Source organism: Asanoa iriomotensis (genome assembly GCF_016862515.1).
Classification (GTDB): domain Bacteria; phylum Actinomycetota; class Actinomycetes; order Mycobacteriales; family Micromonosporaceae; genus Asanoa; species Asanoa iriomotensis.
On sequence record NZ_BONC01000007.1, the window covers coordinates 1 to 22706 of the forward strand.

Genomic DNA, 22706 nt, shown 5'->3' on the forward strand with positions numbered 1-22706 from the left:
GGGGTTACCGGCTCGCCGGCTCCGGGAAGCTCGGCCGTTCCGGGTCCCGTCCGTCGGCGCCGGCGGCGAGCCCCTGCTTGGGGACCATGACCTTGCGCCGGAAGACGCAGACCAGCGTGCCGTCCTGGTTGTAGCCGCGGGTCTCGACCGCGACCACCCCGCGGTCGGGCTTCGAGCCGGACTCCCGCTTGTCGAGGACGGTCGTCTCGCCGTAGATGGTGTCGCCGTGGAAGGTCGGTGCCACGTGGCGCAGCGACTCGACCTCGAGGTTGGCGATCGCCTTGCCGCTGACGTCGGCGACCGACATGCCGAGCAGCAGCGAGTAGACGTAGTTGCCGACCACCACGTTGCGGCCGAACTCGGTCGCCGTCCGCGCGTAGTGCGCGTCGAGATGGAGCGGATGATGGTTCATCGTCAGCAGGCAGAAGAGGTGGTCGTCGGCCTCGGTGACGGTTTTGCCCGGCCAGTGCCGGTAGACGTCGCCGACCTCGAACTCTTCGTAGTAGCGCCCGAACCGCATGTGCGCACCATAACCGGTGTGCTGCGCTGACAGGCGGGCAAAAGCCGGCAAAACGGCGGGAGACGCAATGAGCGGCGGGGCCCTCCCCGGCACCCGCCGCCCACGCTTGTCCTTACGATTTTGCCGGACCAACCGGTACCGGAAAACCCTTCGGGAAGTGACGGGGGTCACCCGTTATCGTTCTGCAACATTACGTATCGTAAGAGTGATCTACTTTCGAACTGTTCGTCACCCGTGCCGTTTTCCCTTGACTGGCTGGGGGAGCGGGGATAACGGCGGCGGGATGGGCACCGCGATATGGAAACGCTCCCGTCACCGTACGCGATCAAGATCTTGGTCCTTGTGGTGTCTTGCCCGGGAATGGCGCGGGGGCTTGCGTCGTTTAACCCGACGGATGCCTCGGGTGAGGCACGAACGAGTTCCGATCGGAGTGATCCATGGCGACCGTTGAGCTGACCACCGAGAACTTTGACAAGGTCACCGGCGGTGACGGCATCGTTCTCGTCGACTTCTGGGCCAGCTGGTGCGGGCCGTGTCTGCGCTTCGCGCCGGTCTACGAGCGGTCCAGCGAGAAGCACGAGGACATCGTGTTCGGCAAGGTCGACACCGAGGCCCAGGTCGAGCTGGCCGCCCGGTACGACATCCGCTCGATCCCGACCCTGATGGCGCTCCGCGACGGCGTGATCGTCTTCGCGCAGCCGGGCGCGCTGCCCGAGTCCGCGGTCGAGTCGCTGATCTCCCAGGTTCAGGCGCTGGACATGGACGACGTACGCAAGCAGCTCGCGGAGCACGCTTCCCACGAGCACTGAGCCCCTTCGGACAGGGCGTCACCGGCGGTTGCCGGGGGCGCCCTGCTCGCATCTGTGAGCTGGGTGCTTGCAATCTTGCTCGTACACGTGTTCGAATCGGGTAATGCGTTGGGACAACCTGTCGGCTCTCCCCGCCTCGGTCGTCCCTGACCGGGCGGCGCCGGCGACTCCACCCCTGCCGCTGGCGCTGCCCGGCGCAGTAGCCCGCACCTTCGACACGCCGGGCTTCGCCGGCATGACCTTCTACGAGGTACGCGCGAAGTCGATCATCAACAAGGTGCCCGGCAACTCGCGGATGGGCTTCGACTGGACGATCAACCCTTATCGGGGTTGCAGCCACGCCTGCACCTACTGCCTGGCCGGTGACACCCAGATCCTGCTGGCCGACGGGCGGACGCGCGCCCTGCGCGATCTGGTGGTCGGCGACCGGATCTACGGGACGGTCCGGTCCGGCACCTACCGGCGCTACGTGGTGACCGAGGTGCTCGCGCACTGGCAGACGACGAAGCCGGCCTACCGGGTGACCCTGGCCGACGGCACCGAGTTGGTGGCCAGCGGCGATCACCGGTTCCTCACCGAGCGGGGCTGGAAGCACGTCACGGGCACGATGGGCGGCGCCGACCAGCGCCCGCACCTGACCAGCGGCAACAAGCTGATGGGCGTGGGCCGGTTCGCGCCGGCGCCGGCCGACACCGCCGACTACCGGGCCGGCTACCTGTGCGGCATGAGCCGGGGTGACGCGAGCGTCACCGACCGCGAGCCGCTGCGCCGCACGGGTCGCTATCTCGCCGAGGCGCCGCCGGCGGTGGCGCGGTTGGCCGCGGCGGGCCGGATCGCCGCGCCCGCGGTGCTCAGCGACGACTGGCGCAAGGGTTTCCTGGCCGGCGTCTTCGACGCCTCCGGTTCGCACGACGGCACGACGCTGCGGATCGGCAGCATCGACCGGGAGACGATCGACGAGGCGGCGGCCGCGCTGCGTGCGCTGGGCTTCGACTTCGTGGTGCGGCGCACGGGCGGCGGCGGGCGGGGTTGGTACGTGCGGGTCGTCGGCGGCCTGGCGGCCCGGCTGCGGTTCCTGCACCTGACCGACCCGGCGGCCACGTCGAAGCGCTCGATCGAGGGCCTGGCGCTCAAGTCCAACGTGCCGCTGGACGTGCTCAAAGTGGAGCCGCTGGGCATCGACCTGCCGCTCTACGACATCACCACGGGCACGGGCGACTTCATCGCCAACGGGGTGGTGAGCCACAACTGCTTCGCCCGCAACACGCACACCTACCTCGACCTGGACGCGGGCCACGACTTCGACAGCAAGATCATCGTCAAGGTCAACGCGGGCGAGCTGGTCCGCAAGGAGCTGTCGGCCCGCCGCTGGCGCGGCGAGCACATCGCCATGGGCACCAACGTCGACGTCTACCAGCGGGCCGAGGGCCGCTACCGGCTGATGCCGCAGATCCTGTCGGCCCTGCGCGACTTCGCCAACCCGTTCTCGATCCTGACGAAGGGCACGCTGATCCTGCGCGACCTTCCGCTGCTCACACAGGCGGCGTCGGTGACGTCGGTGGGCCTGTCCTACTCGATCGGCTTCGTCGACGAGGAGTTGTGGCGGCGGGTCGAGCCGGGCACGCCGTCACCACGCCGCCGCCTGGACGCGGTGCGCCGCCTGACGGACGCGGGCTTCAAGGTGGGCGTCCTGGTGGCCCCGATCCTGCCGGGCCTGACGGACGACGAGGAGTCGATCGACGCGGCGGTGGCCGCCGCGGCCGCCGCGGGCGCGTCCGGGGTGACCGGCATCGCCCTGCACCTGCGCCCGGGCACGCGGGAGTGGTACGCGAAGTGGCTGGGCCGCGAGTTCCCGGACCTGGTGCCGCGCTACCGGGCGCTCTATCGGGGCGGCTCCTACCTGCCGAAGGAATACCAGCGGGAGATCACGGCCCGAGTCCGCCAGGCGGCCCGCCGGTATGGCCTGGACCGCCAGGACAACTTCGAGCCGCGCCAACTGCCGGAGCAGCCACCGGAGCCGGAGCAACTCACCCTGCTCTGAGGCACGCCGACGAATTCACCAGACGGCACAATCGCGGGCACCGACATGGTGACTCGGCTGCTACCGTTCGCCAGTGCGCGTCGGTGTTTACGTCGATGGATACAACCTTTATTACGGCGCCCGCGGCATTTGCGGCCGCAGCACGCCCGGCTGGCGATGGCTCGACATCCGCGCGCTTGCCGAGCGCGTTGTCGGACGCGTATCAAGCTGGCCCAACGCGGCGATAGAACGAGTTGTTTACTGCACCGCGATTATCGACGCCGCCAGCAACCAGTCGGGCTTCACCGATCAACAGGTTTATCTCAAGGCGGTCGTCGCTGCCGCAAGCGTCGATCACATCGAGTACGGCACCTACGTGTCCCGCGTCAAGACCGCACCCCTCGCGGTGAAGGCGCCCAGCCGGCAGGGCGGTCCGCAGATCGTGAACGCGGCCTGGCCGGTCATGATCCGCGACGGGCACGGGCGCCCGGTGCCAGACGCTCAGTTCATGGTTTCGTTCGCCCATCGCGAAGAGAAGGGCTCCGACGTAAACGTCGCCTCGCATCTGCTCGTGGATGTGCTCACGTCGCGGGTCGACGCGGCAATGGTGATCTCGAACGACAGCGACCTGAAGTTTCCGGTCTCCTACGCCCGATCACGAGTGCCGATCGGATTGATCAACCCGTCGAAGAACCAGTTGGCCGGCGCCCTCCGCGGAAATCCGACGCAAGGCGTGGGCGGCCACTGGTGGCAACAACTGACGGATGCCGACCTCCGCGCCTGTCAGCTGAGCAATCCCGTTAATTCGTTGGTCAGGCCCGCCGGCTGGTAGCCAGGTTTGGGTTGCCCGGTCACGCTCAAGGCGGATATAGTGCTCGACATATACCACCCGGTTCCCCTCGTGGGGCCGGGTTTTTCAATGTGCACCAGACACGCCGAGGGGCGTCCAGTGATGGTGGAGCTGAGGGGATTTGAACCCCTGACCCCCTCGATGCGAACGAGGTGCGCTACCGGTCTGCGCCACAGCCCCGCCGCTGGATCACGTCCAGCGAACCGGCGATAAGGCTAACAGGTGCCACCACCGGACAGCGAACCGACCCTAGGCCGTGTTGCTCCGTCGGGTCTCGTACGGGCTCCCGCGCAACCCGCCCGCTCGGCGGTAGGAGACCGAGCCCGTCGCCGCCGGTGGGAGGTCGGCCGGGCGGTCCAGGCCCATCGCCGCTCGGCGGACCGCCTCGCGCTGGGCGGCCAGGCGGCGCTGTTGCTCCCGCCGGGCCTCCGCCCGGCGTGCCTGTTCCGCCCGGACCTCGGCCTGGCGCGCCGCCAGCCAGGCCGCGCGACGGGCCATCCGGCGGCGGCGGGCCCGCTCCGCCAGCGCTCGGCTGCGCAGGTGGCCCAGGTAGACCAGCAGCAGGGTGCCGGTCACCGCCACGCCCACCCAGAAGCCCGGGCCGACCAGGAACACCCCGATCAGCTCGACCAGGTTCAGCAGCAGCAGGGCGGCCAGGACCCGGCGGCGCCGGTAGACCGCCGTCGGGTGACGGCGCAGCGGGCGGCGGCGCGCCGGGCGGGCCATGACGCCCGGCGGGACCGCACGCAGGCGGGGGGCGCGCCGCGACGTGGGCGGCGCTGACACGGGTGGTGCCGACACCGGCGGTGCCGACACGGGGACCTCGGGGCGCAGGGGAGGCAGCACCGCCCGGGCGCCGCGGATCGGGCGGCGGCCGGGCACGGTGCGGCGACGGCGGCGGCGTGACAACACCCGCGCCGTCGGCGACGCCCTCTCCGCTACCAATCGCTCGGTGGCGTCATACCGGCGGACCAGGGCCGGCGCCAGAGCGAGCAGCCCGGCCGCGGCGAGGACGGCGAGGAGCACCGATGTCGGCACCCTCACCCCTCCCGTCATACGAGTGACAACCCGATCATGCGGATTGATGAGGTTGCCGTACGTTCGTAATTCGAGGTTACGGGCGGCTACCGAACAATGTGGCGCAACGCGCCGACTCGGTCAAGATCAGGATGCGGTCGTGCGGACGCGGTGCCAGCGGGCGAGCAGCCCGCCCTCGGCCGCGACCTCCTCGCTGGTCATCGCGTATCCGATGTGGTCGCGCCACGCGCCGTCGATGTGCATGTAGCGCGGGTGGTACGCCTCTTCGCGGAAACCGAGCTTTTCCACGACGCGCCGGGAGGGCTTGTTCTCGGGGCGGATGTTGACCTCGATGCGGTGCAGGCCTCCGTGCCGGAACGCGTGGTCGACCACCAGCGCCAGCGCCGTCGGGGTCACGCCGCGGCCCGCCACCCGGCCGTCGACCCAGTAGCCGACGTACGCGGAGCAGAACGCCCGGCGTACGACATTGCCCAGGTTGATGTGCCCGACGAAACGGTCCTCGAGGCAGATCGCGAACGGCATGCTCTCGCCGCGCCGCGCCGACTTGCGCTGGTCGCGGTGCACGAAACGGTACGCCGCGATCGAGTTGAGCTCGTTCCAGTCACCGGGCGCCGACGGCTCCCACGGCGCCAGCCAGGCCCGGTTGGCCCGGCGCACCTCCGACCACGCCCCGGCGTCCGAGCGACGGTAGGGGCGCAGCACGACCGGCCCGTCGCGCAGGACGGCGGGCCAGCCCGGAGCGGCGCCGAACGGCATCACCTGCGTCGGTCCAGCAGCAGAACATCCACGGTGGAGCCCGCCGCCGCGGCCGTCACCCGCTCGCCGAGCACGACCAGGCCGTTGGCCTCCATCAGACCCGACAGGGTGTACGGCCCACCGTGCAGCGGCTGCACCGTGTAGCCACCGCCGCGGCGCTCGGCGACGTGGGCCGGCCGGAACTCGCGCAGGCCGACCGGCGAGGTCACCGTGTCGAGCAGGTGGGCCCGCACGCTGGGCCGGAACACCGGCTCGGCGCCCGACAGGAGCTGGATCGCCGGCCGCGCCAGCACCTCGAAGCCGATCAACGCGGCGCCGGGGTCACCGGGCAGGCAGACCACGGGCACCTCCTCCGCACCGACCGTGCCGAATCCGAGCGTGGTGCCAGGGTAGAGCGCGACCTCCGTGAATGCCACGGGTCCGGCCCGGCCGCCGTCGCGGCGGGACAGGATGCGGCGCACCATGTCGCCCGGGCCGGTGCCGGTGCCGCCGGTGGTCAGGATCAGGTCTGCGCGCAGCGTCTGGTCCTCCAGCAACGCGCGCAACCCCTCGGGGTCGTCGTCGCAGATGCCGACGCGGTAGGCCAGCGCACCGACCTCGGCCGCCGCCGCGGCCAGCGCGTGCGAGTTGGCGTCGACCACCTGGCCGGGCTGGCTGCCCCGGCCGACCTCGACCAGCTCGTCGCCGGTGGCGATGATGACCACCCGCGGGCTGGACCGGACCACCACGTGCCCGATGCCGGTGGCCGCGAACGCCGCCACCAGCGCCGGCGTGATCGTCGAGCCGGCGCGGGCCAGCACCGAGCCCGCGGCGAGCTCGTCGCCGGCGCGGCGCAGGCCGGAGCCGCGCTTCGGCGGCTGGAAGATCTCGACCGCCGCCATGCCCTGGTCGGTCCAGGTGATCGGCACGACCACGTCGGCGCCGCCGGGCAGCGGCGCGCCGGCGGCCACCGAGAAGCAGGTCGACGGCGTGAGCCGGACCGGCCGCCAGCTCGACGCCGACAGGTCGCCGATCACGTTGAGCCGCACGGGCGCGCCGCGGCCCGCGGTGCACACGTCCTCCCAGCGGGCCGCGTAGCCGTCGATCGAGGCCAGGTCGAACGCCGGGAACGGATGCGGCGCGAGGACGTCCTGCGCGAGCACGTTGCCGTACGCCTGGGTCAGCTCGAGGTCGAGCGGCGGCAACGCCCGCAGCCGCCGCAGCGCGCTGCCGAGATAGTCGGCCAGCGAGGTCAGCTCTCTGGCTGCCACTTCCGCGTCGGCTGTCTGCGTCATGAGCCGACTCCTCCCGCTTGAACGAACTCTTCGAGCCAGGACCGGAACGCCGGACCCAGGTCTTCACGTTGGCATGCGATCTGCACGACGGCCTGCAGGTAGCCCAGCGGCATGCCCGTGTCGTAGCGGGTGCCGCGGTAGACGATGCCGTGCACCGGCGTGCCCTCGTCGAGCAGCGCCTGCATCGCATCGGTCAGTTGGATCTCGCCGCCGCTGCCGGGCTTGGTGTGCCGCAGCGTCTCGAAGATCTTGCCGGGCAGCACGTAGCGGCCGAGGACGGCGAGGTTGCTCGGCGCCTCCTCGGGCGACGGCTTCTCGACGAGGCCGGTGACCCGGACGACCTCGGCGCCCGGCACCAGGTCGTCCTCGGCCGGCGCCACCGAGGCGATGCCGTAGCGCTTGACCTCCTCGCGCGGCACCTCGAGGAACGCCAGCACGATGCCGCCGGTGCGCGCCTGGAGGTCGAGCATCGACGGCAGCAGCGGCTCGGTCTCGTCGACGAACTCGTCGCCGAGCAGCACCGCGAACGGCTCCTGGCCGACGTGCGAGTCGCCCATGCCGACCGCGTGCCCGAGGCCGAGCGGCTCGCCCTGGCGGCAGGTGTAGATCTCCGCCAGCTCGGCGGGCCGGCGCACGGCGGCGAGGCGTTCGGCGTCGCCCTTCTCCTCGAGCCGACTCTCCAGATAGGGCTGCCGGTCGAAGTGGTCGACCATCGAGGTCTTGCCGCGCCCGGTCACCAACAGGATGTCCTTGATGCCGGCGGCGGCCGCCTCTTCGACGATGTATTGCAGGACGGGTCGGTCGACGACAGGCAGAAGCTCCTTGGGTACGGCCTTCGTGGCGGGCAGGAACCGGGTGGCGAGACCGGCGGCGGGAATGACCGCCTTGACCGCGCGCCGACGCGGTTCGGTCGAAGGGGATGGCGGTCGTGAGGTCGCTGGCTCGTCCGACATTCCGCGAGACTATCCGCCCCTCGTCTGTCGCGGTGGCTGCGTCCCGCTTGACGCGCCGCCAGCAGGTCGGATCCCCGCTCGGGGTTGGTTGTCCGTCGGGGTCACCGCCGCCGATGCCACCGGTATCTCGGCCATCACCGGGTCGCCGCCGGGTGCGGTCCGGAAGCCGTCGCGCCCGGCCGCCTTCGCCGCGTAGAGCGCGTCGTCGGCCGCGTCGAGCACCGCCTGCGCGGTGGCCGCATGGCTAGGGAACACCGCGATTCCAATGGAGACCGTCACCACGATGCCGCCGGCGCCCTCGAGGTCGAAGACGTCGTCGCGGACCGCGGCGCCCAGCCGCCGCGCCACGATCGCGGCCCCGTCGGCGTCCGTCTCGGGCAGCAGCACGACGAACTCCTCGCCGCCCTGCCGGAACGCCAGGTCGACCTCGCGCACGACGCCGCGGATCCGGCGGGCGAACTCGACCAGCACCATGTCGCCGGCCGCGTGCCCGTACGTGTCGTTGACCTCCTTGAACCGGTCGAGGTCGAGGGCGAGCACCGCGAGCATCCGGCCGAACCGGCTCGCCCGCTCGACCTCGCGCCGGATGGACTCCCGGAGATAGCGGTAGTTCCACAGCCCGGTGAGCGGGTCGGTCAGCGACAGGCGCTGCGCCTCCTGGTGGACCCGGACGTTGTCGACGGCGATCGCGGCCTGGCCGGCGAACGTGCGCAGCGTGATCACGTCGGCGTCGTCGAACTCGTCGTGGCCCAGCCGGTCGTAGAGCGCGAGCACACCGGACGCGGTCGTCGGCTCGGGCGGCTGCACACCCGGCACCGGCTCGGCCGGCGGTCCCGCGACGTTGAACGGCACGGCGACGTACGTGCGGCAGGCCGGCTCGAACGGCGACAGTGGTGGACCGTCCCGGTCGACGCGCCCGCGGCGCGGCACACCGGTCGCGGCGACACCGCCGAGCAGCCCGGCACCGAGCGGCACCCGCCGGCCGGCGGCCTCGACGCCGAGCCCGCACTGGCCGACCAGCGTGCCGGTGGCCGGGTCGAGCAGCAGCACGACGCCGCCGCTGGCGCCGGTCGCCGCCCCGGCGGTCTCCAGGATCACCTGGAGGATCCGCTGCAGGTCGTGGGTGCTGGACAGGGTGTCGCCGAGCACCGCGAGGTGCCCGCGGAGCTGGTCGCGGCTGGTGGTCAGCGCCTTCACGTATGCCTGTGTCTCACGGGTCATCCGGTTGAACGCGACCGCCAGCCGCCCGACCTCGTCCTGCCCGCGCACCGGCACCCGCGCCGCCAGGTCGCCGCCGGCCGCCCGGTCGGCCGCGGCGGCCAGCTCGGCCAGCGGGCGGGTGGTCGACCGGGCCAGCCACCAGGCCGCGCTCACCGCGAACAGGCCGGCCAGCACGACGGTGCAGACGAGCAGCCCGTACAGGCCCTGCGCCTGACCGGTCGGCACCGAGAGCACCAGCGGGAGCGGCTGGCCGGGGGCCGGGCCGACTCGCCGGACGATCCGCCCGTCGGTGGTCTCGGCGACCGCGTCACCGCGTACCCCCGAAGCCGCGGCGACCACCGCGGCCAGCGTGCCCGCCGACTCCGTGCTGTGCACGGCGGTCGGCGGTGTGCCGCCGAGCAGGGTGACCGCGGTGCCGGACGCGCCCGCTAGCCGGCCGACGGTGGCCGCGTCGAGGTCGTGGGTGGCCCAGACCGAACCCAGCGGCACGCCGGCCGCGTCCCGGGCCTCGATCCGGACGGCCAGCCCGACGAACGGGCCGGGGTCCGCGGACGGTTGCGCGCAGTCGGCCCAGGGCCGCCGCGGTGCACCGGGCGTGCGCAGCGTGGGTACGCCGTCGGCGCCCTCGACCACGACGCCGGAGGCCAGGCCGCGGGCGACCACCTGGCTGGCCACGTCGGTCTGCCGGACCGGGTCCGTGGCGACGGCGACCGCGTCGGCGGCGGCCTGGAGCTGCTGGCAGAGGGAGCTGACGGAGGTGCGCACCGCGGTGGCCGCGACGCTGAGCTGGTCCGCGGCCCGGTCCCGGCCGACGGCGGCGACGGTGCCCCCGACGAAGAGGGCCCCGAGCAGCACCGGTCCCAACACGACGGCGAGGAACGCGGCGGTCAGCCGCCCGCGCAGCGTCACAACTCCCCCTTCGACCGGTGTGGACCTCGCCGAGATCGGCGTCTGCCATGCTCGGCAGCGGTGTGCCCATCGAGGGTCTAACCGGCTGAGGGTCGGGAGTGTTGCGTGCCGGATTTATCGCATAGCGGGACGACGAAGGCTGACATGCGGGCCGCGGTGCTCGCCGGCCGCCGGTCGCTGTCCGCGAAAGCGCAGGTCACGGCGGCTTCGGCGGTGGCGGCGGTGCTCGCCGAACTGGTCCGGGCGAGCGCGCCGCGACTGGTCTGCGCGTACGTGCCGATCGCCGGCGAACCCGGCGGTGCCGACCTGGCGGCGCTGCTGCGGTCCGCGCTGGAAGAGCCGGCCGAACTGTTGCTCCCGGTGCTGCGGCCCGACAACGACCTGGACTGGGCCGCCTTCACCGGCACGCTGGTGCCGGCCGGGCGCGGGCTGCGGGAGCCGGCGGGCGAGCGGCTGGGCGTGGACGCGGTGGCCGGGGCCGGGCTGATCGTGGCGCCGGCGCTGGCGGTCGACCGGAGAGGGATGCGGCTCGGGCGCGGTGGTGGCTCCTACGACCGGGCGTTGGCCCGCGTGCCCGCCGGTGTGCCCGTGGTCGCGCTGCTGCACGACGGTGAGCTGGTCGACCGCGTGCCGGAAGCCGCGCACGACCAGCGGGTGACCGGGGTGATCACCCCGGCGGGCGGACTGACGCGGCTGTGAGCGCGGTTACGCGGACGGGGTCGCGGCCTTGGCCGGCTCTGCCTTCGGCTTGGACTCGGTCTTGGTCTCGGTCTTCGACTCGGACTTGGTCTCGGTCTTGGACTCGGACGTGACCTTGCTGTCGCTGCCGGTGGCGCCGTTGCGCGAGTCGGTGCGGTAGAAGCCGGAGCCCTTGAACACCACGCCGACCGAGTTGAAGACCTTACGCAGGCGACCCTCGCACTCCGGGCACACGGTCAGCGGCTCGTCGGCGAACGACTGGACCGCCTCGAGGTTGTGTCCGCATTCGGTGCAGGCGTACTGGTAGGTCGGCACGGCTTCCTCCGGATCTTGCGAGTCTTGGCACTCAGCCTATCCGAGTGCTAATAGTGCGGCATCGGACGCGGCTTCGTCCAGCGACAACATCAACCCCAGTGCGGCGGCCGGTCTTCCCAGAGCCGCTCGTCGTTGGTGTCGGATCGCTCACCCCAGCCGCGGTCGGTGTCGTCCGACGTCTGCTCGGGGAGCAGGAACTCGTCACCGGTGAGGTCGACGGGACGGTCGTCTTCCGGTGCGGCGGGCGGTTCCACGCGGTTCACGCAGGCAGCGTACCCGCGCGTTCGGTAGCGTCGTTCGCCGTGACGTACGACGACCCGAACTGGCAGCGACCCCAGCCCGGTGGCGAACCCGGACCGGCGGGCACCGGCGAGGCCGTACCCCAGACCGGTTATTCGGGTCCGCCGCCCACGCAGCCGCCGCCGGCGGGGTGGCGGCCGCCCACCTATCTGCAGCCGCCGCCACCCCGCCAGCTCGCGCCGCAGGACATCGACAAGATCGAGGCACAGGAGAAGGACGCACGGACGCTCACGTACGGCGTCGGCCTGGTCGCCGCCGCGGTGATGGTCGTGCTCTCCTGCCTGCTCTGCTCGCGGGTCCTGTTCTAGGCGATTAGGGGACGGCGCCTTCCCAGACCGCGTGGGCGCCGCTGTCGCCGGTGAGGAACACGTAGATCGCGGTCACCACGGCCAGCGCGATGACCACGACGCTGACCGCCAGCGTGACCCAGATCGGCGGCTGCGGCACCGGGCGGACGCCGTTCGTGATGAACAGCATGACCAGCGTCACGACGCCCAGCGCGAGGGTGAACCACCAGGTCTTGTCGCCGTAGCTCTGGTGCTGGTTGACCTTGTCGATGATGTCCTGCGAGAAGCCGGCGGCGATCAGCCGCTCGCGCAGGTTCTCGCCGGACTCCGTCGCCAGCCAGGCGGCGATGGGGGCGATCACCGCGAGGGCCAGCACCGCCCACCCGATCTTGCCGCGGAACCGCGGCACCACTGCGTACACGATCGCACCGAGACAGAGCAGCGGGATGAAGATCACGGCCGCGTGGATGATCAAGGGGTGGGCCGGTATGCCCAGAATGTTGTTCAGCATGCGGCCTCCTGAGGGAATGCGGTGTCAGCGTACGGCGCCGAACAGTCCTTACGTTCGGGACACGTGAGGCCGGTGGCGTTCGGTTCATCGCTTGATCGAAATGCCGCTGAACTCGCCGTATCTTGAACGTTTCCAGGTTGCGTGCTTCCATTGCGGCATGTCGGAGTCGGCGGAGGAGCGTGGCGCGAGCCTGCTGCGATCCCGTGGCATGCGGGTGACGCGGCCGCGGCTCGCCGTGCTCGAGGTGCTGGGCGCCGGCGGCCACCTCGAGGTCGACGAGATCGCCACCGCCGTGCGCACGCGGCTCGACTCGGTGTCGACGCAGGCGGTGTACGACGTGCTCGGCGCGCTGTCCCGGGCCGGCCTGGCCCGGCGGATCGAGCCCGCCGGCAGCCCCGCCCGGTTCGAGGCGCGGGCCGGCGACAACCACCACCACGTGGTCTGCCGGGCCTGCGGCGCGATCGGCGACGTCGACTGCGTGCACGGCTCGGCACCCTGCCTCGACCCGGTCGGCGCGGGCGGCTTCGTCGTCGACGAGGCGGAAGTGACCTTCTGGGGTCTCTGCCCCTCGTGCCAGGAGCACCAGGCCGACGACTAACTAGGCTTGACGGCATGGCGGATCTGGGGTTGTTCGGGCCCGGCACGGTGACCTGGCGGGTGCACGCCGAGCCCATCCTGTTCGTCGGCGGTCTCCGCTCCCTCTACCTGCAGGCCCTGCACCCCCGGGCGATGGCCGGAGTGGCGCAGAACTCGCACTACAAGAACGATCCGTGGGGCCGGTTGGTCCGCACGTCGATCTACGTCGCGACCGCGGTGTACGGCACGACCGCCGAGGCGCAGGAGGCCGGCCGCCGGCTGCGCGCGCTGCATGCCCGGATGAGGGCGCGGGATCCCTTCACCGGTGAGGTGTTCCGGATCGACGAGCCGGACCTGCTGCGCTGGGTGCACGTCGCCGAGGTCGAGTCGTTCATCACCACCGCCCGCCAGGCCGGGGTGCCGCTCACCGACGCCGAGGTCGACACCTACTACGACGAGCAGCGCCGGGTCGCCGAGCTGGCCGGCCTCGACCCGGCGACCGTGCCCGCGTCCGCGGCCGAGGTCGCCGCCTACTACGAGTCGATGCAGCCGGAGCTGCGGGTCACCCGCGACTCGGCCGAGGCACTGGTCTTCCTCACCGCCCCGCCGGTGCCGTGGAAGCTCAACCCCGCCGTGCGGCTCGGCCTGGAGCTGGGCGGGCCACGGCTGCTCTATCTCGGGGTCGCCTCGACGGCCCTCGGCCTGCTGCCGACGTGGGCGCGGCGCCTCTACGGCGGGTTCGGCCTGCCGATCGAGGGCTTCACCGCGGGCTTGTCGGCCCGGGCCCTGCGGACGGCGCTGGCGGCCCTGCCGAGCCGCTACGTCCAGGGCCCGATCTACCAGGGCGCGATGGCGAGGGCGGCCGCCGCTCAGACGTAGGCCGCGGCGAGCTCCGCCAGCTCGGGATCGGCCCGGCCGGCGATCACCCGCACCGTGCCGGCGACGATGTCGGCGACCTGCACCCGCGGGTCGTCGTTGGAGTCGACCAGGGTGAGGCTGACCAGGTCGGGCGCTTCGGCGCGCAGCCACTCCACCCGGGCCGGGGTGAGCGTGCTCTGGAAGTCGTGGGTGATCCGCACGGGCCCCCAATGGCCGACCGTGTGCACGATCGCGGGCGCCAACAGGTCGACGGGCGCGAACGCCGGCGGATCGGACCGCCGCCGGTCGAGGAACGCGTCGGCCCGGGCGCGGCTCTTGGCGAGCAGGGCCAGCGTCTCGTCGGCGGCCGGCGGGACGCCGGTGCGGCGCAGGTCGTCGATCGACCAGAACAGCGCGTCGGCCGCGGTGGGGTCGAGCGGCTCCCGGGTGCGCAGCAGTTGGTTGCCCGCCACCAGGAAGCGACGCCAGCGGGGCTCGTCGGTGACGGTCAACGTCGCGGCCCGCTCGGGCGCGTCGACGAGCTGGTCGAGCAGCGTGCGGACGAGGAACATCGGCTTGTCGACGAGCAGGACGTGGGCGCGCCCGTGCACCGGGCCGCCGGGCCCGAGCAACCAGACCAGGACGGCGCGGTGCTTCTCGCGGAGGAGGTGGTTGGCCTTGTATTCGGTGGCCGGCGACCGGATCCGCCCCCGCAGCTCAGCCATCGTGCCGGCGGCGGCGTCGCGGGTGAGGTGCACGCTGCCGTGCGCGAAGACCGTGGTCGGGGAGGAGACGAGCTGCTGGCCCTCGTAGCCGGACTCGTCACAGGCGATGTCCAGGGGTTCGGCCGCCATCGAACCACCCTCCCACGGGTGGGTCAGCCGGTGACAGCGGATTTCCGGGCACGCCGCCGAGCGAGCAGGGCGGCAAAGACGATCAATGCGATGACACCGGGTCCGCAGTGGACGGCCAGCACCCCGGCGAGACCGGGCCCACCCCAGTCCCGCTCGTAGGTCGAGGGATCACCGAAGTCGATGACGAACGGCTCGATCGCCGCCCGCGCGATCAGGTAGGCCCCGATGACGATTCCGATGACTGCCAGCGTCTTCTTCATGCCGTTCAGCCTGGCGGGGGAATTGCCTGCTTTCCATCCGGCCAGCTACCCCTCGAAGGTGCGGTCAGCCGTACCAAGGTGGCCTGCCGCGCGGCATTCTGGCGGGATGCTGGGTGGGCTGGATACTGGCGACAAGATCGCGAGCATCGTCGGCGCCGTGCTGAGCGCCGCGGCCATCGCGCTGACGCTGATGGCCCGACGGGGCGCGGCGGACGCCAGGTCGGACGCGCAGCTCGACCGTGCGGCCGCGGAGCTCGCGGCGCTTGTGCGGCGCCAGTGGGACCGGGAGGCGCGCAACCGAGGGCTGATCCATCCTGAGCCGCTGGCGGTGCGCTGGGCGTCGACCCCACGACCGGTCTCCCCGTCCGCGGCGGACATCCTCGGCCCCGCCGCCGGCCGAGCGACGCGACTGGGACTGCACGGCGACGTCACGACCGTAGCGTCGGCGTGGCGCCAGCTTCCGGCGCGGCAGCTGGTCATCATCGGGGCGCCCGGCGCGGGCAAGACCTCGCTCGCGGTGCTGCTGGTGCGCCAACTCCTTGCCGACAACCAGACCGCGGACGCGGTGCCGGTGCTGCTCAACATGTCGGCGTGGGACCCCGCCGTGCACCTGGACACCTGGCTCGCGCGCCGGCTCGCGGACCTTTACCCGCGGCTGGGTAGGGACGCCGCCGGTCGGCTCGTCACCAGTGGTCGCCTCGTGCCTGTGCTGGATGGCCTTGACGAGATTCCACAGCGCATGCTCCCATCCGCGCTGATCGCCCTGAACCATGCCGTGACCGCCGACCGGCCACTGGTCGTGACCTGCCGGGCGGAGGAGTACGAGAGCCTCATCGGCGCGACCGGGACACCCCTTGCCCGAGCGGCGGTGGTCGAGGTCGAGCCGGTTGCGGGTGCACAGGCGGCCGCATACCTGCGGGCCGGGCAGATCGCCGCGGAACGGCGCTGGGACCCCGTCGTCGCGTCGCTCACGACCGACCCGTCCGGTCCGCTGGCCCGCGCCTTGGCGACGCCACTGATGGTTTATCTCGCGCGGACGGTCTATGCGGACCCACGGGCCGACCCGGCGACACTCGTCGGCTTCGCGGACCCGGCCGCCATCGAAGAACAATTGATCGCGGGCTACCTGCCCACCGTTTACCGCACGCGGCCGGCCGCACCGGACGAGCACCGGCCACCACGACCCTATTCGCCGGACAAGGCGATCAGTTGGCTACGCGTGCTCGCCGAGCACCTTCGCGACCGGAACACCTCCGAGCTGGCATGGTGGCGCCTGCCGGCGGCGGTGCCAGTGCACGGGTCCGTCTTCCTGCTGGTCTGGTCCGTCGCAATCGGCCTGACCGCGAGCGCGGTCCTTGCTCTCGGAGGGTTCGACTACATCTCGGTCGGGATGAGTCTGAGCTCGGTGCCGGGATTCGGGGTCGATCTCGGCTGGCCCTACATCCCGGTCGCCACCACTGCGGTGGCACTGGCCGCGAATCTCGTCTCGTGGTATTTCGTGACCGGACCGCGCCGCATTCGCGTGCAACCGGGCCTGATGGTCGCCGCGATCGTCGGAGGTCTGTTGAGCGCGCTGGTCCTCGGCGTGCTCGATGCCGGTCTCGGCGATCCTGGTCCGAGCGACGTGGCGACCTACGTCGTCTTCGGCTTCGTCTTCGGTCTGTGTCTGGGGCTCGCGATACTGCCGGGCGCGAGCGAGTTGGTGAGCCCGCGACAGTCCATGCGGGAAGATCGGAACGTAGCGCTGGCCGTCGCGCTCGCGGCGTGCACCGGCGTCACCGTCGGCGGGGCGATCGCGGGGTTCACCCAGCGCGGATTCGCCATGGGCTTCCTCCTTGCCGTGGTGCTGGTCTCCAGCGCGTCGTGTTGGGGCCGCTTCGGCTTCGCACTCCTGCTGCTGGTGGTCCTCGGCCGGCTACCGCTGACGCTGTTCCGCTTTCTGGACGACGCACATGCCCGCGGCGTCCTGCGTCAGGTCGGGGCGGAATATCAGTTTCGGCACCTGCGTCTCCAGGAACATCTCGCGGCTCAGAGCGCCGCGCAGACCTCGCGCAGGTAGTGCAGGCCGTTGGTGGCCAGGGCGTCCTGGGACTCGGCGAACGGGCGCCAGATCGACGCCGCCACCGCGATCGTTTCGTTTTCGCCCGTGAACGACTCGATGCAGATCGGGCCGCGGTAGCCCGTTGCCGACAGGGTCGCGAGCCAGCGTGGCCAGTCGATGTGGTCGGCGCCCGGTGCGCCGCGGTCGCTGCCGCTCACCTGCACGTGCACCAGGCGCGGACCGGCCGCCGTGATGGCCGCGAACGGGTCCGCCTCCTCGATGTTCATGTGGTAGCTGTCGAGCATGATGCCCACGTTCGGCGGCAGGCCGTCGATCGCCGTCAGGGTCTGCTCGACCGTGTTGACCACCGAGGTCTCGTAGCGGTTCAGCGCCTCCAGGCCGATCCGGACCCCGCGGGCGCCCGCGTAGTCGGCCACCGGCGTGAGCGCCGTCCGCAACGACGCGTAGCAGGCCGCCCGTTCCGCCGGCAGCATCCGCCAGACCCGGCCCACCGCGGCGTAGGCCGGGCCGCAGACGCTGGGTGCGCCCAGGACCACCGCCGCGTCCACAAGGGAGCGGAGGTAGTCCTGGGTCGCCCGTACCGTAGAAGGATCGGTGTTGACCAGGTCACGGCCCGGCGGCGTGACCGAGAGGACCGCGGCGGCGGTCAGGCCGTGGTCGGCCAGCAGGTCGCGCGTGCGTGGCGCCGACCAGTCGCCGGGGTTCTCCACCGGGATCTCGATCGCGTCGAAGCCCCAGGCCGCGATGCGGGGCACCAGCTTCGCCAGCGCCTCGTCCGTGACCGGGGACGTCCAGATCCAGGGGTTCGCACCGATCTCGAACACGGTCTACTTACCGCCCCAGTCGCCCGGATAGCCGGGCAGGTCGCTGCAGCCGCACATCGCGTAGTGCAACGGCGGCATGCTCGGGTCGACGAACTGCGCCAGGTTGGCGTCCGTGATCGTCGGCTGCGGCAGCTTCCACGGGTTCGGCACGGGCTCGCCCTTGAGGATCTTCAAGGCGGCGATCACGGGGGTACGCCACTGGTACGTCGGATAGGTCGGCGCCACCGCCGTCAGCTTCTTGTCCTGCCACATCCGCAGGAAGTCCTGCTGGTCCTCGCCGACGATGGCAGGGAACGGCTTGCCCGCGTCCTCGAACGCCTCCGCCGCCGCGACCGCCGTGGCGCCGGCGTCCATCCAGATGCCGTCGATGGTGCCGAAGCGCTGCAGATAGTTGGAGACGATGGTCTTCGTCTTGGCCGCGTCGCCGTCCGTGAACTCGACGCCGACGACCTTGAGCTGCGACTTGTCGAAGGCCACCTTGGCCGCGCCCCAGCGGGCTTCTAGCACGTCGACGCCCGGCAGGATGCGCAGCGCCAGGATGTTGCCGCCGGGCTTGACCTTCTCGGTCAGGAACTCGGCGCCGGCCGCGCCGAACGCGTACCCGCCGATGGGGTTGATGAACGTGACCGGGCACTTGGTGTTCACGCCGCGGTCGAAGACGATCACCGGCACCTTGGCGCACGCCTGCTCGACGGCCGGGGTCAGCGTCGCGGTCGTGTTGGGCGACACGATCAGCGCGTCACAGCCCTTGCCGAGCAGGTCGGTTATGTCGGAGATCTGCTTGTCGTCCTTGCTCTCCGCGTCGGTCACCTGGAACGACTTGATCTCCGGGTGCAGCTTCACCTCGGCCTGCATGTTCTTGAAGCCGACCTGCCGCCACGGGTTGCCGACGCCCGCGTTCGAGAAGCACAGGTTGTACGGTCCGGCCTTCTTGTATTTGGCCGTGTCCGCGTTCGTCGGGTTGAGCGCTTGCTCCCACGGCTTGTCGGCCGGCCCGGTCGCCGTCGCGCTGCGCAGGCCCATCTCGTTGTCGTAGTCGGCCTGCACGAAGAACGACGACGTCTCACCGGTGCCGGCGCCGGCCGCCGCGGAACCGCTCGCGCTGGGGTTGGCGGCCGGCACGTCGCTGGCGCAGCCCGCCAGGATCATGGCGGTGCCGGCCAGTGCGGCCAGGGCGCTACCTGTTCTTGTTCGCAACTCTCCTCCTTGGGGTCGGTGCGTTCAGGTGCGTGCCCGTAGCCCGCCGATGGCCACGGCAGCGAGGATGATCAGGCCCTGCACCGCGGACGCCAGTGCGCCCGCGACGCCGAGCAGGTTGAGCAGGGTCAACAGGGTCTGCAAGGTGAGGGCGCCGAGCATCGCGCCGACGACCGAGCCGCGGCCGCCGCCGAGCACGACGCCGCCGAGCACCACCGCGGTGATCGCGGTGAACTCGAGCCCGGCTCCCACCTGGAAGCTCACGCCGCCGAAGCCGCCGAGCAGGACGGCCGCCACCGCCGCACAGCAGCCGCTGATCACGAAAGCGACCGTGCGGACCCCGGCGACCCGGCCGCCGGCCAGCCGGGCGGCACGCGGGTTGTCGCCGACGGCGAGCAGCACCTTGCCGAAGTCCGAGCGCATCGCGAGGACCGCCAGGGCGGCCAGGACCAGCAGGATCAGCACGGCGTACGGGATCTCGCCCAGCCACGGCACGCCCTCGATGCCCCGGCGGCCGAACATCCGGAACTCCTCGGAGAGCGCGCCGCGCGGCGAGCCGCCCGTCCAGGTGTAGACCGCGCCGACGAGGATCAGGTACATGCCGAGCGTCGTGATGAACGACGGCACCAGCAGCAGCGTGCTGACCAGGCCGTTGACCAGGCCGACCAGCAGGCCGAAGCCGAGCACCAGCGCGATCACCGGCCCGGTCGCGGCCGGGTCGCCGTCGATCAGCCGGGCCGCGATCACCACTTCGGCCGTGACCAGCGAGCCGACGGAGAGGTCGAAGTCGCCGGCGACGATCACGAAATACTGCCCGGCGGCCAGGATGATCAGTGGCGCCGACCGCTTCAGGAAGGCGAGCAGGGCGGGCGGGTCGTAGAACTCGGGTTGGCGGATGCCGATCGCGACCAGCAGCAGCACGAGGATCACGACGACGGGCCAGATGCTGCCAGCACCCCAGCGACCGCGGCGGGCCTGGGCGGTGGGTGCGATCGTCTCCGTCGTCATCGCGCCGCCCTCCGGCCACGCAGGCGCAGCGCGTAGATCGCCACCGCCGCGACGATCACGACGCCGCGGACCACCTGCTTGAAGAACGGGTCGACGGCCAACTGGTTGAAGATGCCGTCGATGACCGCGAGCAGCAGCACGCCGCCGACCGTGCCGGCCACGCCGCCCTTGCCGCCGGCGAGCACGGCACCGCCCAGCACGACGGCGGCGATCGACTCGAGGTCGTAGCCGCCCTCGGCGCCGACCCGGGGTGCGCCCGCGCCGAGCCGGCTGGCCAGATAGAGGCCGGCGATGCCGGCACAGATCGAACAGATCACGTGGGTACGGATCAGCACCAGGTCGGTGCGGACGCCGGAGAGCCGCGCCACGTCGAGGTCGCCGCCCGTGGCGATCAGGTGGTGCCCGTACCGGCTGCGGTTGATCACCACCCACGCCACCGCGGCGACGCCGATGAAGAGCAGGAACGCGACCGGGACCGGGCCGACGCGGTCGTAGCCGAGGTGCTGGAAGGAGACGGGCACCGCGCCGGCCGGGCCGGCGTACCCCTGCTCCAGGTAGCCCTTGATCAGCAGGCCGACGCCGAGCGTCGCGATGAACGCGTTGATCCGCAACTTGGTGATCAGCAGGCCGTTGACCAAGCCGATCGCCGCCGACACGGCGAGCACGGCGAGGACCGCCGGCAGCACCCGGCCGTCGCTGCCGGCCATGGTCTCGGCGGCGATCAGCGAGGTGAGGCTGATGACGTAGGCGACCGAGAGGTCGAGCGAGCCGGCCAGGATGCAGAACGTCTGCCCGACCGCGACAATCCCGAGGCCGGCGGCCCGTTGCAGCAGGCTGACCGTGCTGTTCTGGCTGAACAGCGAGCCGCCGTCGGTGGCGACGAGGATGCCGCCGACGACGAGCGTGACGCCGAGCGCGAGCCAGACGCCATTGGTGGAGTCGATCCTCGGCCTGGTCAGAGCCTGCGTACTCATGCGGTGACCTCGTGGGGTGTGCCGGTCGCCAAGCTCAGGACCGCCTCCTCGCTCGCGCTGCCGGGCAGTTCGCCGGCCAGCGTGCCGTCGCGCATGACGACGATCCGGTCGCTCATGCCGAGCAGTTCGGGCAGCTCCGACGAGATCATCAGGACCGCGGCGCCCTTGCCGGCCAGATCGCGGATCAGCTCGTGGATGGCCGCCTTCGCGCCGACGTCGATGCCCCGGGTCGGCTCGTCGAACAGCAGCACCCGCGGCGCCATCGCCAGCCAGCGGGCCAGCACCACCTTCTGCTGGTTGCCGCCGGACAGGTAGCGGACCTCCTGGTCGGGCCCGGCCGCGTGCACCTCGACCGCGTCGAGCAGCGCGCGGACGCCGGTCGTGCGGGCGCCGCCGCCGAACCAGCGCGGCCGGACGGCGCGGCTGGCCAGCAGGGCGTTGTCGAGCACCGACTGGCTCAGCGCGAGGCCGTCGGCCTTGCGGTCCTCGGTCACGTACGCGATGCCGTTGCGGACCGCCTGTCGAGGCGAGCGCGGCCGCACCGGCTTGCCGTCGAGCACCATCCGGCCGGTGGTGAACGGCTCGACGCCGAACAGCGCGCGGGCCAGCGCCGAACGCCCGGAACCCTGGAGGCCGCCGACACCGAGCACCTCGCCCGCGCGCAGCTCGAGGTCGAGCGGTCGCACGCGAGCGTTGCCGGCACCGGTCAGCGTGACCAGGGCCGTGCCGCCGGCGCCGGCCTTCGGCGGGTAGTAGGTGGCCAGCTCGCGACCGACCATGTGCCGCACCAACGCCTCCGGGGTCGCGTCGCGGGTGTCCAGTGTGGTCACCCGGCGCCCGTCCTTGAGCACGGTGATCCGGTCGGACAGGTCGAACACCTCGGCGAGGCGGTGCGAGACGTAGAGGATGCCGATGCCGCGGGCCTGCAGCCGGCGGACCAGCGCGTAGAGCAGCTCGACCTCGTGGTCGGCGAGCGCCGCGGTCGGCTCGTCCATGATCAGGATGCGGGCGTCAAGGGAGAGCGCCTTGACGATCTCGACCACCTGCTGCTGCGCGATGCCGAGCTGGCGGACGCGGTCGGTGGGCTGGACGGACTCGGCGCCGACCGAGGCGAGCAGCTCTTTCGTGCGTGCCCGCATCGTCCGGCGGTCGACCAGGCCGCGGCGCATGGGTTCGCGACCGAGGAAGACGTTCTCGGCGACCGTGCGCTCCGGGAGCAGGTTGAACTCCTGATGGATGATCCCGATGCCGGCCGCCTGGGCCGCGCGCGGGTTGTGCAGGGCGACCGGCTGGCCGTCGACGTGCAGCGTGCCGGCGTCGGGCTGGTAGACGCCCGAGGCGATCTTCATCAGCGTCGACTTGCCGGCGCCGTTCTCGCCGACGACCGCGTGCACTTCGCCGGGTTTGAGGTCAACGTCCACATCAGACAAAACCGGCACGCCGTAGAACGACTTGCCGACCCCGCGCATCGCCAGGAGCGCTTCCGGCGGTTCGGTTGAATCCATGCGATCACCGGGACTTTCGTCAGCCGAGGGCGAGCTTTTGCTGGGCGAACCGAAAGCGCTTTGGCGTCGAATCGTAAGCAACCGAACACGGACGGATCAAGACCGTAACGGGCCAGACACGATCAC

At 71.6% G+C, this 22706-nt stretch carries 24 protein-coding genes and 1 tRNA gene; 8 read left to right on the top strand and 17 right to left on the bottom strand.

Translation table 11 applies throughout. The annotated features are described in order from the left end of the window. Positions 1-4: 4 nt before the first annotated feature. Positions 5-520: a MaoC family dehydratase gene (locus Air01nite_RS07260; protein WP_203701174.1), complete on the bottom strand. Its 516-nt coding sequence runs from the start codon at positions 518-520 to the stop codon at positions 5-7. A gap of 437 nt (positions 521-957) precedes the next feature. On the opposite strand from Air01nite_RS07260, the gene Air01nite_RS07265 reads away from it, so the two are divergent. The 3 genes from Air01nite_RS07265 (at position 958) to Air01nite_RS07275 (ending at position 4181) form a co-directional block, all read left to right on the top strand. Further along, positions 958-1329 carry a thioredoxin family protein gene (locus tag Air01nite_RS07265; RefSeq protein ID WP_203701175.1) on the top strand — a complete coding sequence of 124 codons (372 nt, stop codon included), beginning with the start codon at positions 958-960 and terminating at the stop codon, positions 1327-1329. Between the two features lie 103 nt (positions 1330-1432). Further along, positions 1433-3370, top strand: coding sequence for an intein-containing Rv2578c family radical SAM protein (locus Air01nite_RS07270; protein ID WP_203701176.1), 1938 nt, complete (start codon positions 1433-1435; stop codon positions 3368-3370). Positions 3371-3443: 73 nt separating this feature from the next. After that, the gene (locus Air01nite_RS07275; RefSeq protein ID WP_203701177.1) at positions 3444-4181 is read left to right on the top strand and encodes an NYN domain-containing protein; all 738 of its coding nucleotides are present in this window, start codon (positions 3444-3446) and stop codon (positions 4179-4181) included. 121 nt (positions 4182-4302) lie between these two features. Here the strand turns inward: Air01nite_RS07275 and Air01nite_RS07280 are convergent. The 6 genes from Air01nite_RS07280 to Air01nite_RS07305 all read right to left on the bottom strand — a co-directional run bounded on the left by Air01nite_RS07280 (position 4303) and on the right by Air01nite_RS07305 (position 10350). Next, a tRNA-Ala gene (locus tag Air01nite_RS07280) sits at positions 4303-4379 on the bottom strand. A 69-nt stretch (positions 4380-4448) separates the two neighbouring features. Next, positions 4449-5243, bottom strand: coding sequence for a divisome protein SepX/GlpR (gene sepX / locus Air01nite_RS07285; RefSeq protein WP_239090554.1), 795 nt, complete (start codon positions 5241-5243; stop codon positions 4449-4451). Positions 5244-5363: 120 nt separating this feature from the next. Further along, positions 5364-5993: a GNAT family N-acetyltransferase gene (locus tag Air01nite_RS07290; protein ID WP_203701179.1), complete on the bottom strand. Its 630-nt coding sequence runs from the start codon at positions 5991-5993 to the stop codon at positions 5364-5366. Continuing rightward, complete coding sequence (locus Air01nite_RS07295) at positions 5993-7267, bottom strand: molybdopterin molybdotransferase MoeA (RefSeq protein WP_203701180.1); 1275 nt, start codon at positions 7265-7267, stop codon at positions 5993-5995. The genes Air01nite_RS07290 and Air01nite_RS07295 overlap by 1 nt, the downstream gene beginning before the upstream one ends. Further along, positions 7264-8220, bottom strand: coding sequence for a UTP--glucose-1-phosphate uridylyltransferase (locus Air01nite_RS07300; protein ID WP_203701181.1), 957 nt, complete (start codon positions 8218-8220; stop codon positions 7264-7266). Before Air01nite_RS07300 ends, Air01nite_RS07295 begins: the two co-directional genes overlap by 4 nt. Before the next feature lie 9 nt (positions 8221-8229). Further along, entirely contained in the window at positions 8230-10350 is a 2121-nt protein-coding gene (locus tag Air01nite_RS07305) for a GGDEF domain-containing protein (protein WP_203701182.1), read from the bottom strand. A gap of 144 nt (positions 10351-10494) precedes the next feature. On the opposite strand from Air01nite_RS07305, the gene Air01nite_RS07310 reads away from it, so the two are divergent. Further along, complete coding sequence (locus tag Air01nite_RS07310; RefSeq protein WP_203701183.1) at positions 10495-11049, top strand: 5-formyltetrahydrofolate cyclo-ligase; 555 nt, start codon at positions 10495-10497, stop codon at positions 11047-11049. A gap of 6 nt (positions 11050-11055) precedes the next feature. Here Air01nite_RS07310 and Air01nite_RS07315 read toward each other — a convergent pair whose 3' ends face one another. Further along, positions 11056-11364: an FmdB family zinc ribbon protein gene (locus tag Air01nite_RS07315; protein ID WP_203701184.1), complete on the bottom strand. Its 309-nt coding sequence runs from the start codon at positions 11362-11364 to the stop codon at positions 11056-11058. 89 nt (positions 11365-11453) lie between these two features. Beyond that, entirely contained in the window at positions 11454-11627 is a 174-nt protein-coding gene (locus Air01nite_RS07320; RefSeq protein ID WP_203701185.1) for a hypothetical protein, read from the bottom strand. Between the two features lie 39 nt (positions 11628-11666). Between Air01nite_RS07320 and Air01nite_RS07325 the strand changes: the two genes are divergently transcribed. Then, positions 11667-11972 carry a translation initiation factor 2 gene (locus Air01nite_RS07325; protein ID WP_203701186.1) on the top strand — a complete coding sequence of 102 codons (306 nt, stop codon included), beginning with the start codon at positions 11667-11669 and terminating at the stop codon, positions 11970-11972. Positions 11973-11976: 4 nt separating this feature from the next. On the opposite strand, the gene Air01nite_RS07330 is transcribed toward Air01nite_RS07325, so the two are convergent. Then, a complete protein-coding gene (locus Air01nite_RS07330) occupies positions 11977-12462 on the bottom strand; it encodes a DUF2231 domain-containing protein (protein WP_203701187.1) in 486 nt (161 codons plus the stop codon). 157 nt (positions 12463-12619) lie between these two features. On the opposite strand from Air01nite_RS07330, the gene Air01nite_RS07335 reads away from it, so the two are divergent. After that, the gene (locus Air01nite_RS07335) at positions 12620-13060 is read left to right on the top strand and encodes a Fur family transcriptional regulator (RefSeq protein ID WP_203701188.1); all 441 of its coding nucleotides are present in this window, start codon (positions 12620-12622) and stop codon (positions 13058-13060) included. Positions 13061-13074: 14 nt separating this feature from the next. Next, entirely contained in the window at positions 13075-13917 is an 843-nt protein-coding gene (locus Air01nite_RS07340; RefSeq protein WP_203701189.1) for an oxygenase MpaB family protein, read from the top strand. On the opposite strand, the gene Air01nite_RS07345 is transcribed toward Air01nite_RS07340, so the two are convergent. Beyond that, positions 13908-14750: a hypothetical protein gene (locus Air01nite_RS07345; RefSeq protein WP_203701190.1), complete on the bottom strand. Its 843-nt coding sequence runs from the start codon at positions 14748-14750 to the stop codon at positions 13908-13910. The two genes, Air01nite_RS07340 and Air01nite_RS07345, sit on opposite strands and share 10 nt — an antisense overlap. A 23-nt stretch (positions 14751-14773) precedes the next feature. Then, on the bottom strand, positions 14774-15010 hold the full coding sequence (locus Air01nite_RS07350; protein ID WP_203701191.1) for a hypothetical protein: 237 nt from the start codon (positions 15008-15010) through the stop codon (positions 14774-14776). A gap of 106 nt (positions 15011-15116) precedes the next feature. On the opposite strand from Air01nite_RS07350, the gene Air01nite_RS07355 reads away from it, so the two are divergent. Continuing rightward, a complete protein-coding gene (locus Air01nite_RS07355; RefSeq protein ID WP_203701192.1) occupies positions 15117-17069 on the top strand; it encodes an NACHT domain-containing protein in 1953 nt (650 codons plus the stop codon). Here the strand turns inward: Air01nite_RS07355 and Air01nite_RS07360 are convergent. From Air01nite_RS07360 to Air01nite_RS07380, 5 genes are read right to left on the bottom strand one after another with little or no spacing between them, the layout of a single operon-like run. After that, entirely contained in the window at positions 17039-17896 is an 858-nt protein-coding gene (locus Air01nite_RS07360) for a sugar phosphate isomerase/epimerase family protein (protein WP_203701193.1), read from the bottom strand. The genes Air01nite_RS07355 and Air01nite_RS07360 overlap by 31 nt on opposite strands. 3 nt (positions 17897-17899) lie before the next feature. Next, complete coding sequence (locus Air01nite_RS07365; protein ID WP_239090555.1) at positions 17900-19093, bottom strand: substrate-binding domain-containing protein; 1194 nt, start codon at positions 19091-19093, stop codon at positions 17900-17902. Positions 19094-19117: 24 nt separating this feature from the next. Continuing rightward, positions 19118-20101: an ABC transporter permease gene (locus tag Air01nite_RS07370; protein ID WP_203701194.1), complete on the bottom strand. Its 984-nt coding sequence runs from the start codon at positions 20099-20101 to the stop codon at positions 19118-19120. Then, positions 20098-21075: an ABC transporter permease gene (locus tag Air01nite_RS07375; protein WP_203701195.1), complete on the bottom strand. Its 978-nt coding sequence runs from the start codon at positions 21073-21075 to the stop codon at positions 20098-20100. Before Air01nite_RS07375 ends, Air01nite_RS07370 begins: the two co-directional genes overlap by 4 nt. Beyond that, a complete protein-coding gene (locus Air01nite_RS07380) occupies positions 21072-22580 on the bottom strand; it encodes a sugar ABC transporter ATP-binding protein (protein WP_203701196.1) in 1509 nt (502 codons plus the stop codon). The genes Air01nite_RS07375 and Air01nite_RS07380 overlap by 4 nt, the downstream gene beginning before the upstream one ends. Positions 22581-22706 lie beyond the last annotated feature (126 nt).

Excerpts from the sequence above, each read along its gene's own strand:
- Air01nite_RS07260 (WP_203701174.1), bottom strand. The coding sequence starts at position 520 with ATGCGGTTCGGGCGCTACTACGAAGAGTTCGAGGTCGGCGACGTCTAC.
- Air01nite_RS07265 (WP_203701175.1), top strand. The coding sequence starts at position 958 with ATGGCGACCGTTGAGCTGACCACCGAGAACTTTGACAAGGTCACCGGC.
- Air01nite_RS07270 (WP_203701176.1), top strand. The coding sequence starts at position 1,433 with ATGCGTTGGGACAACCTGTCGGCTCTCCCCGCCTCGGTCGTCCCTGAC.
- Air01nite_RS07290 (WP_203701179.1), bottom strand. The coding sequence starts at position 5,993 with ATGCCGTTCGGCGCCGCTCCGGGCTGGCCCGCCGTCCTGCGCGACGGG.
- Air01nite_RS07295 (WP_203701180.1), bottom strand. The coding sequence starts at position 7,267 with ATGACGCAGACAGCCGACGCGGAAGTGGCAGCCAGAGAGCTGACCTCG.
- Air01nite_RS07300 (WP_203701181.1), bottom strand. The coding sequence starts at position 8,220 with ATGTCGGACGAGCCAGCGACCTCACGACCGCCATCCCCTTCGACCGAA.
- Air01nite_RS07310 (WP_203701183.1), top strand. The coding sequence starts at position 10,495 with ATGCGGGCCGCGGTGCTCGCCGGCCGCCGGTCGCTGTCCGCGAAAGCG.
- Air01nite_RS07330 (WP_203701187.1), bottom strand. The coding sequence starts at position 12,462 with ATGCTGAACAACATTCTGGGCATACCGGCCCACCCCTTGATCATCCAC.
- Air01nite_RS07335 (WP_203701188.1), top strand. The coding sequence starts at position 12,620 with ATGTCGGAGTCGGCGGAGGAGCGTGGCGCGAGCCTGCTGCGATCCCGT.
- Air01nite_RS07340 (WP_203701189.1), top strand. The coding sequence starts at position 13,075 with ATGGCGGATCTGGGGTTGTTCGGGCCCGGCACGGTGACCTGGCGGGTG.
- Air01nite_RS07345 (WP_203701190.1), bottom strand. The coding sequence starts at position 14,750 with ATGGCGGCCGAACCCCTGGACATCGCCTGTGACGAGTCCGGCTACGAG.
- Air01nite_RS07350 (WP_203701191.1), bottom strand. The coding sequence starts at position 15,010 with ATGAAGAAGACGCTGGCAGTCATCGGAATCGTCATCGGGGCCTACCTG.
- Air01nite_RS07355 (WP_203701192.1), top strand. The coding sequence starts at position 15,117 with ATGCTGGGTGGGCTGGATACTGGCGACAAGATCGCGAGCATCGTCGGC.
- Air01nite_RS07370 (WP_203701194.1), bottom strand. The coding sequence starts at position 20,101 with ATGACGACGGAGACGATCGCACCCACCGCCCAGGCCCGCCGCGGTCGC.
- Air01nite_RS07375 (WP_203701195.1), bottom strand. The coding sequence starts at position 21,075 with ATGAGTACGCAGGCTCTGACCAGGCCGAGGATCGACTCCACCAATGGC.
- Air01nite_RS07380 (WP_203701196.1), bottom strand. The coding sequence starts at position 22,580 with ATGGATTCAACCGAACCGCCGGAAGCGCTCCTGGCGATGCGCGGGGTC.